Annotated in this window: 9 protein-coding genes and 1 pseudogene; 4 read left to right on the top strand and 6 right to left on the bottom strand. The window is 27.6% G+C overall.

The features are described 5' to 3' along the window. Positions 1–68: 68 nt before the first annotated feature. The 6 genes from pnp to KQ44_RS06955 form a co-directional block, all read right to left on the bottom strand. Positions 69–2219 carry a polyribonucleotide nucleotidyltransferase gene (gene pnp / locus KQ44_RS06980; protein ID WP_096736813.1) on the bottom strand — a complete coding sequence of 717 codons (2151 nt, stop codon included), beginning with the start codon at positions 2217–2219 and terminating at the stop codon, positions 69–71. 62 nt (positions 2220–2281) lie between these two features. Further along, the gene (gene rpsO, locus KQ44_RS06975; protein WP_013113161.1) at positions 2282–2551 is read right to left on the bottom strand and encodes a 30S ribosomal protein S15; all 270 of its coding nucleotides are present in this window, start codon (positions 2549–2551) and stop codon (positions 2282–2284) included. Next, positions 2518–3453 (bottom strand): bifunctional riboflavin kinase/FAD synthetase, encoded by a 936-nt coding sequence (locus tag KQ44_RS06970; RefSeq protein WP_096736812.1) that lies wholly within the window; start codon positions 3451–3453, stop codon positions 2518–2520. The genes rpsO and KQ44_RS06970 overlap by 34 nt, the downstream gene beginning before the upstream one ends. A 21-nt stretch (positions 3454–3474) precedes the next feature. Continuing rightward, positions 3475–4479, bottom strand: a complete 1005-nt coding sequence (locus KQ44_RS06965) for a hypothetical protein (RefSeq protein ID WP_096736811.1) — start codon at positions 4477–4479, stop codon at positions 3475–3477. A 49-nt stretch (positions 4480–4528) separates the two neighbouring features. Then, the gene (locus KQ44_RS06960; RefSeq protein WP_096736810.1) at positions 4529–4906 is read right to left on the bottom strand and encodes an STAS domain-containing protein; all 378 of its coding nucleotides are present in this window, start codon (positions 4904–4906) and stop codon (positions 4529–4531) included. Between the two features lie 70 nt (positions 4907–4976). Beyond that, entirely contained in the window at positions 4977–5969 is a 993-nt protein-coding gene (locus tag KQ44_RS06955; RefSeq protein ID WP_096736809.1) for an aromatic ring-hydroxylating dioxygenase subunit alpha, read from the bottom strand. Between the two features lie 562 nt (positions 5970–6531). Here KQ44_RS06955 and ychF point away from each other — a divergent pair. From ychF to KQ44_RS06940, 4 genes and pseudogenes are all read left to right on the top strand, one after another. Further along, on the top strand, positions 6532–7632 hold the full coding sequence (gene ychF, locus KQ44_RS06950) for a redox-regulated ATPase YchF (RefSeq protein ID WP_096736808.1): 1101 nt from the start codon (positions 6532–6534) through the stop codon (positions 7630–7632). Positions 7633–7690: 58 nt separating this feature from the next. Continuing rightward, positions 7691–8938 carry a chloride channel protein gene (locus KQ44_RS06945; RefSeq protein WP_096736807.1) on the top strand — a complete coding sequence of 416 codons (1248 nt, stop codon included), beginning with the start codon at positions 7691–7693 and terminating at the stop codon, positions 8936–8938. A 19-nt stretch (positions 8939–8957) separates the two neighbouring features. Further along, positions 8958–9239, top strand: a complete 282-nt coding sequence (locus tag KQ44_RS14915) for a hypothetical protein (protein ID WP_240516524.1) — start codon at positions 8958–8960, stop codon at positions 9237–9239. Then, positions 9221–9754: pseudogene (locus KQ44_RS06940) on the top strand (hypothetical protein); the annotation flags it as partial. The gene KQ44_RS14915 and the pseudogene KQ44_RS06940, both read left to right, overlap by 19 nt.

Raw genomic sequence — 9754 nt, 5'->3', positions numbered from 1 at the left:
TTTTGTATAGTTAATAAAGTAAAAGGCTGTCATATTTAATGTCAGCCTTAATTATCAATTAAAAATTATTAAAATCTTTTTTTTCTGTCATGTTTATCATGCTTTCTTTCTTTTCTTGCATAATCTTCTTCTACATAATCGGCAGGTTTTTCGAGTAATGCTCTTCTGCTTAAAGAATATTTTCCGCCTTTTATATCTATGATTTTTACTTTTACTTCATCGCCTATTTTTAATACTTCTTCAACATTCATAACATGTTTATATGCTAGTTCAGATATATGGCAAAGTCCTTCGATTCCTGGAAGTATTTCTATAAAGGCTCCAAAATCTTTGATATCTTTTACAACTCCATCATATACTTCGCCTACTTCTGGGTCTTTAACGTAAGAATTAATAAGTTTTATAGTTTTATCGAGGGTAGGGGTATCAGGGGCAAATATATTAACTATTCCGCTATCTTGTATATCTACATCGCTTCCAGTTTCTTCTATTATTGCTTTAATATTTTTTCCTCCAGGTCCTATTAATATTCTTATTTTATCAGGATTAACTTCCATAGTTTTATATTTAGGAGCAAAATCAGATACTTCACCAGCATTTGATATTGTAGAATCAATTATATCAAGTATAAAATATCTAGCTTTTTTTGCCTGTTCTAATGCTTCTTTTAATATCTGAGTAGAGATTCCAGTAAGTTTAATATCTAATTGGAAAGCTGTGATACCTTTGCGTGTTCCAGCAACTTTAAAATCCATATCTCCCAAATGGTCTTCTACACCTTGTATGTCAGTAAGTATTTTGTATCCATCTTTGTATGTAGCAAGTCCCATAGCAATACCTGCAACGCTTGCATTAAGAGGTACACCTGCAGATAATAAAGACATAGTAGAAGCACATATTGTAGCCATTGAAGAAGAACCGTTACTTTCTAAAATTTCAGCAACAACTCTTACTGTGTAAGGGAATTTCTCTTTGGAAGGAAGTACGGCATTAAATGAACGTTCAGCTAAGTTACCATGACCAATTTCTCTTCTTCCTGGAGCTCCGTAGCGACCTACTTCTCCTACAGAGAAAGGTGGGAAATTATAATGAAGCATAAAAGTTTTATTTTCTTTGCCGTATATATCGTCCATTAATTGAGCATCTTTTTCACTTCCTAATGTAACTATAGATAAACATTGAGTTTGACCTCGTGTGAAAAGAGCAGAACCATGTACTCTAGGAATGAGATTAATCATAGTGCTTATAGGTCTTATTTCATCTAAAGCCCTTCCGTCCGGACGCATAGATTTTTCTACTATAGCTTCACGTACTATTTCTTCTTCTATAGAATGACATATACCTTTAACTTGAGATATTAATTTTTCATCTTCAGTTGTAGTTTTTATATACTCTTCTATTTCATTAAAAGCATTATCCATGCTTTCATTTCTTTTAGTTTTATCTGGATTATAGTTAGCAGCTTCTATTTTTGCTCTTCCGTATTCAGTAACAGTTTTTACTAAATCGGCATCATATTCAAATAGTTCCTGTTCTATTTTCTGAGTGCCACAAAGAGAAGCCATTTCATTTTGCATATCTATATATTTCTGCATTTCTTTATGAGCTAGTTCTATGGCACCAATAAATACTTCTTCAGAAACTTCTTTTGCTTCTCCTTCTATCATCAAAATGGCATCTTTACTTCCAGCTACAATAATATCTAATTCGCTTGAAGGAAGTTCGCTGTTTTTAGGATTTATTATATATTCTCCGTTTTTATATCCTATTCTAACAGCAGCTACTGGTCCTCCAAAAGGTATCCAAGAAATAGTAAGTGCTGCAGATGAAGCTATTAAAGCCAAAGCATCAGTAGGCATATCAGTATCTACAGATAAAACAGTAGGTATTATTTGTACCTCATTTCTAAAACCTTCAGGAAAAAGAGGTCTTAAAGGTCTGTCTATAATACGTGATATAAGTATTTCTTTATCTCTAGGTTTAGCTTCTCTTTTGAAGAAACCGCCGGGTATTTTACCGCCTGCATAATATTTTTCATTATAATTAACTGTTAGAGGGAAGAAATCAGATTCCAAATTAGGCTCTTTAGCTGCTACAACAGTTGCTAGTATAGTAGTATTTCCTAATCGCAAAGTTACAGATCCATGAGCCTGTTTAGCTAGAAGCCCTGTTTCTAATATTAATTCCTCCCCGCAAAAAACACTCTTAACTGTGACCATATTCTACTCCTTTATAGCCGAAATACACACCGAGAGGGGGCATTTAAATTTTTAACTTCAAATTATTTTCTTAATTTTAATCTTTGTATAAGACTTTTATAGGCTTCTATATCAGTTTTTCTTAGATAGTTAAGAAGTTTTCTTCTTTTAGCAACCATTTTCAAAAGCCCCATTCTGGAATGATTATCTTTTGTATGAGTTTGAAAATGACCTTTTAAATAAGTTATACGATTAGTTAAAAGTGCTACTTGTACTTCTGTAGAACCTGTATCATGTTCATTTTTACCAAACTCTTTAATTATTTTTGCTTTTTCGTCTGCAGTGATAGACATTGTTTTGTTCTCCTTTTGAAATATTTTCTTATCTTTTTTTCATCATTTTCTAATAATTTTTTTACTTCATCTATAGAATTAACTTTTATGTTATCTCTTATATATTTGAGCAGTACAATAGTAATCTTCTTACCATATATCATTTTAGAAAAATCTAATAAATGGCTTTCTACTCTTAGTTCTTTATTAATATTACTAACACCTATAAAGGTTAGGGCATGATATATTGTATCACCATTGCCTATTTTTACAGTAGAACTATATACTCCCATTTTAGGTATAAATATAGTTTTAGGTATTTCCAAATTTGCAGTTGGATAACCTATTTTTCTTCCCAAAGCATTACCATGAACTACTAATCCGCTCATAGAATACTCTCTTCCAAGCATTCTATTAACACTTGTCATGTCTCCGTTAGAAAGGGCTTCGCGTATATTTGAGCTTGATATTTTATCACCTTTATAATTAAGGAATTTTATAAAACTTACTCCTATACCGCATTCTTTGGAATATTTTTTTAAAAATTCACTGTCTCCCATTCTGTCTTTACCGAATGCAAAATCTGCTCCTACGGCAATATGTTTCATGCGGTAATATTCTATAAGTTTGTTAAAGAACTCTTTAGCCTCCATTGTATAAAATTCTGGTAAAAAGTCAATAACAATTATATAATTAATACCTAATGACCTTATAAAACTATTATTTTCTTCTGTATTATATATAGATAAGTTTTTCTTTTTAATAACTATTGCTATAGATATGAGGTTATGTTTTTTAGCGTATTCTACAGTGTATTTAATAAGTTTTTGATGACCTTTATGTACGCTGTCAAATTTACCTATCGTTACAATACTATCTTTTTTTAGGTCTAATTTGGAGAAATCATAGATAATGTGATTCATTTTAGTATTCTTTTTTTATCCTTAGTTTGTATCGGTTTTTTTATCATTATTGAGTATTCTTTTTAAGATTAATGATATTAGTATAATAAGTACTGATATAACAAATAAATATATATTCATAGTCCAGTAATTCATATTACGTACTACAAATTCCAGTAGATTATAATGTTCTATAGAGATAGCAAATATTATTTTTATTACAGCATATATTACAAAAGCATTTAGTATATTATGATATATATATTGTCTTGAATTTAATGATAATCCAAGCATGTAAAAAGAGAAAAACATAACAGCAAAATTAATAAATAAAATAATAATGGCATAAGGCTGTATATCGCTTAAAGTTACTATTTTGAGCATTGCTGTTATAATAGGAAATACTTCAAAACCAAATATAACATCTGCAGCAAAATTTGATATGTAATTATCTAAGGAATTTCTAGGAAATACTGTAGAAGTTTTTGTTGTTTTAGTTGTTCCTGATATTTCAGTAACTTCATGCAATGATATTTCTTTTTCTGTGAAATAAATATAATCGCTTAAATATAGCTTGCCTTGCGATGTATTATCTATAAATATAGCATTTTTATATGTATTATCCAGTAATTTATATCCTACTCTTATTAAATAGTTATCAACCTTTGTTAAAAATCTGCCGTTTTCATCTATAAATAAAGAACTTTTATCATTAAGTTCATTTCTTAAATAGTCTATATTTTTATTAAAGATAACTGTATATGCTGGATATATAGAGGCTACAGCTGCTATAACTATCATAGTGATTACTACAGAAATATTTCCCACAAACTTATTTAAAGAACCTATTACTATCATAGCGGAAGTCGCTGCCACTATAGTGATGGCAAAGAAATAATGCTCCATTAAATTTTTTATTAAATCGGCATTTATGTTTTGGTATATATTATTTGTATCTAAAACTTTAAAAAAGTATATTACAAAATACAGTACAAAAAATATTATGAAAAATACTGCTAGTGTTATCAAATTTTTTATAATCTTCATGTTTAATATATTATACTACAATAAGAAAAATTCAAGTATAAAAATAAAATTAAGCTGATTTAATATCGGTTAATATACCAAAATTATAGAAAGCATCGTTTATATTATTAAAAGATTCTATATAATGCGACAATTCCATTAAATTATAATCATTTTTTACCATTCCGCATATGCCTGATATAACTAAATCACCTTTATTATGAATTAGATCTTTTTTTAAATTTATCAAATATTCCCATATATCTTTCTCTATAAAAAGACATTTTGATAGGTCTAATATTATATTACTAATATTTTTTGTTAAAAACTCTGAAAAGAGTTCTTTTAACTGAGGCAAATGTTCATTATAGATATTATTATATAGTGAAATAATAATAACTGAATTATCTTTGAAAGAATAGCTAGTTTCTAATGAAATACTCATCATGGCTATACTTTAACAAATTTATCATTTTTAGTCAATGAATTTTTTTTGAATTTTATTTATATATAAAAAATTATATAAAAGAATTATTTTCCTTTTTTAGTTTATCTCTTGTGCTTCTATACATTATTATAGGTTTATCACCCTGTATTAATTTTTCTTCTTTCATACCCAAATGAGATTCTTTTTTAGACTGAGTTTTTACTACATTTTTATCTTGTTTTAATACAATATCTGAATATTTTTTGCCTGCAAAGTTTATTATATTTTTTACAAAAGGAATATTCACTATTTTTTGATAGAATCTCATATATACTACTGTATTTTCATCGTCTACAGGAGCAAATACTCCAAATATACGCATTTTTTCAAATATATAATTCTGCCAAGTATTTGGAAAATAAAAATAAAGAAAATATTTAAAATCTTCTTTTTTCATTTCTGATGCACTTAAAGCCTTCTGACCATTATCGATGACATTATTTACATAGAATTTTAATGTATTATTATTTTCATCTAGTTCAGCCAAAGGTCCATTAACAACTGTTTTGTTTCCTCTTCCTATAGTGTTATGATGTACAAAAGATATATGTACTACATCAAGCTGATTTTCTATGCATCTTGTATAATGATTATTCCATTCATCTCTAATTGTAGAATATGAGAATTTATTATCTTTCAAATCATCTGGAAACATTATTTTATCATTGATTTTATCTTTATCTCCATACCAAAACCAAATAAATCCATACAATTCTTTAACTTCATATCCCTCAACAAAAAAGTTTTTATTAACTTCAGTATTTTTTCCATTAGCTGGAATCATTACTGTTTTTCCACTTTTATCAAACTGAAATCCATGAAAAGGGCAGGCTATATTATTACCGCATACTTTTCCATAAGACAATGAAGCTCCTCTATGACAGCATTTATCATCTATACAGCATATATTATTATTAGAATCTCTCCAAAATACCAGATTTTTATTTAATCTATTAGCAAAAATAGGTTTATTTTTCTTTACTTCTTTTGAATCTAATACTGCATACCACATATTATATATCATAGCTGTATCCTCAATTTTTTATATATTGCTAATTATATATTGTTATTATAATAAATAAACACTTTATAAGATGATTTACAAAAATGATAATAAAAAAGTTTAATTATTTATAAAATATCTAAACTAATATTAATTAAAGGATTGATTATTTTGATATTACCAACAGATTTAAAACCAATATCATTTTTTTAACAGCATTAACAATATTTTTCTAATATATCTTTATCGCCTTCAGTACAAATTAGAATATCGTACAAATAAATCATTAAGCCTATTTATCTCTTTCATAGTTTTATTATACTGAAAAATTTTAAGTTTGTCAAAAACAGTTTTCTTTTTATTGGAATGTATTAATCTGCTTTTTAAATAAATTACTAATGATAGAATTATAATAAACTGAAATATTTAATTAACTATAAAAAATATAGAGAGAATTATAAATTAACAAAAAATTTTTTATTATACATTTTTAATGTACTTGTTATTAATATTTTTTAATATATAATATTACTGTAAAAAATAATTTTTTATAAAAAACAATTCATATTTTAAGGAAATAATTATGGCTCTATCTATAGGAATAGTAGGACTTCCGAATGTAGGAAAATCAACACTTTTTAACGCTTTAACTAATGCTCATGCTGAAGCGGCCAATTACCCGTTTTGTACTATAGATAAAAATGAAGCTACAGCTATAATAAAAGATGAAAGAGTTGATAAATTAGCAGCACTTTTCAAATCAAAAAAGAAAGTTTATAACACAACAACATTTGTAGATATTGCAGGACTTGTAAAAGGAGCTTCAAAAGGGGAGGGATTGGGTAATAAATTCTTATCTCATATTAGAGAAGTTAATGCGGTGCTTCATGTTGTACGTGTATTTGAAGATGGAAATATTACCCATATAGGAGATGTTGATCCTTTAAGAGATTTAGATATTATATTGACAGAGCTTATGCTTGCAGATATTGAAACTGTTAATGCCAGAATGGAGAAACAAAAAAAGATAGCAAAAGGTGCTAAAGTAAAAGCTGCAGAAGAGGAAGTTGCTTTACTTGAAAAGATACTTCCAGAATTAAATAATTTTAAGCCAGTATTTAGTCTTGATTTGACAGATACTGAAAAAGAAATATTAAAGCCATTATTCCTGCTTACAGCAAAAAGTATGATGATAGGTGCTAACTTATCAGAAAATGAACTTGCAAACCCAGAGAAAAATCCTAATTATGTAACATTACAAAAATATGCAGATGAAAGAAATATTGAGTTAATACCTTTCAGTGCTAAGATAGAAGCAGATTTACAGGATTTGGACGAAGAGGAAAGATTAAGTTATTTAGAAGATTTGGGTGTTAAAGAATCAGGTGTTGCAAGACTTACAAAGGCTGGACACAGATTATTAAAACTTTTAACATTCTTAACTTCAGGAGAAGATGAAACAAGGGCTTGGACTGTAAGAGAAGGTGCCTATGCCCCAGAGGCTGCTGGTGTTATACATAGCGACTTTGAAAGAGGTTTTATCAGTGCTGAAGTTATAAACTGTGATAAACTTTTAGAGCTTGGAAGTTTTGTTAAAGCCAAAGAGGCTGGTGCTATAAGACTTGAAGGAAAGCAGTATCTTATGCAGGAAGGCGATGTTGTAACATTTAGATTTAATGTTTAATTATCAAAATTAATAATAAAATAAAAAGCATATAAAAATAAAAACAACGATTAGAATAATGAAACTGAATTTTGAAATTAAATATATAAAACTTTTTGTCTTGTCGGCATGTATAGGTGCTGTTGTTGGATTTATAGTTTCTATTTATAGATTAATATTGTATAGACTAAGTGTTAATGTATTTTATGTCTCGAATTTTATATTTGACAGATGGTATTATCCTATACTTCTTTTTATATTTCTTATAGGTATGGGCTGTCTTATAGGTTATATATTAACACATTACCCTCAGATAAGAGGTGCTGGAGTTCCTCAGATAAAATATTATATATCGCTTCATGAACCCAAAAATATTTTTCTTGAAATTTTATTTAAACTTTTCGGCAGTATGATATCTTTTGCAAGCGGTATTTCATTAGGGAGGGCTGGTCCTTCTATGCATGTAGGTATGCTTGTAGGGCTTTTCTTTCATAAATATTTTTCTAAATTATCTAAATATAGAAGATATTTGCTTGTTTCTGGAGCTTGTGCGGGAATGACAGCTACTTTCAGTGCTCCTTTTACTGGAATTGCTTTTTCTTTTGAGGAGCTTGGAGAGCAGAAAAACCATATAGTATTTGTATGCATAGTTTTTTCTTCAATAGCCTCAATACTTGTTGTGGAGCATATAGTAGGTCAGGGATTTATACTTAATTTTGATTTGCCTAAGATACTTGAAGTAAGACATTATATATCTATTCTTCCTTTTGGTATAATATGCGGAATACTTGCATCACTTTTAAACTTTCTTATGAATTTCTTTTCTAAGATGTATCAGAAAATTAAAAATGATATAATTCGTCCAGTTCCTGCTTTTTTGCTTGCTGGTTTTATGATAATGTTTTTTCCTTATGTTTTAGGAAGTGGTGATTTGCTTATAGGGAGTATTGTTAAGGATAAATTTTCTGTTTCTATGCTTTTTATACTTATATTCGTTAAACTTTTTTATACTTCTGTATGTGCCACATCTGGTGCTGTAGGAGGAGTGTTTTTTCCCACATTTATACTTGGGGCTTCTATAGGTTCTGTATATGATACATTTCTTATTAAATATTTTCCAGATTATGCTGTATATGGTGATTTATTTATACTTCTTGGCATAACTTCTCTTATGTCTGGAATTACCAGAACACCTATAATGGTATGTATATTAATCCTAGAGATATCAAATTCTATTTCAAACTTTTCAGCTCTGGTAATGACTGCCATTATATCATATATGGTTGCTAAAGTTCTTGGTGTAACTTCAATATACGACCAAGATTAATCTATTATTTGGAAAGATTATGGAACTTTATCAAGAATTATTTAATGACTATTTAAAAGAATATTATAATGTTTTTGAAGAATTATTAAATTATTTAGAAAATGATGATAAAGAACAATTTGAAATAAATATTGCTCCATTTGTATATAAAGAAGATAATGGGGCGGAATATACAAAAGATAAAAATTATATTGAAAGATTAAAATTAGTTTTATCCATACTTTATCATAAAAATAGAAATGATTTAATGAATAAAAAATCATTTGAAGATTTGCTTGTTTTTTGTTTGAAGAAGAAATAAAAGATAGACAAACTAATTCTTATCAAGGTATAGGTACTTCTTTGGAAATTATAAGTTTTTTATTTGTCAAACTTTATAATGGTGATATAAATAAATTACTCTCTAAATATAAAGATTTATTTGATAAAGCAAAAAATGCAAACTTTGATTGTAATTGCGGTTATAATCTTGATAATTATGATTATTATAATGAAAGATTAGATGAATTAAGTATAGATGACATAATATCATACTCTATAGATATTTATGAATTAGAATTATTTTCAAAACTTCTTGATATATGGAAATGTACTGTAAAAGAATGGGACAAAAATAATTTAGATAAATTAAAATATTATGTGTCATTTATAGAAGATAAAGAATCTTTACTGAAAACTACTAAAAAACTTTTTGAAATGACTCTTCAAGAAAATGAAAGTAATTGGGAGATAGTTTCTGCTTTAAATAGTTATCTTAAATCTTTAATTGATAATAATAAATATGATTATGCTTGGCAATTAATATTAAAATATATG

The sequence above is a fragment of the Brachyspira sp. G79 genome (assembly GCF_002379365.1).
Classification (GTDB): domain Bacteria; phylum Spirochaetota; class Brachyspiria; order Brachyspirales; family Brachyspiraceae; genus Brachyspira.
The sequence above is the reverse complement of the archived record's forward strand: the minus strand, read 5'-3'. Positions and strand labels throughout refer to the sequence as shown.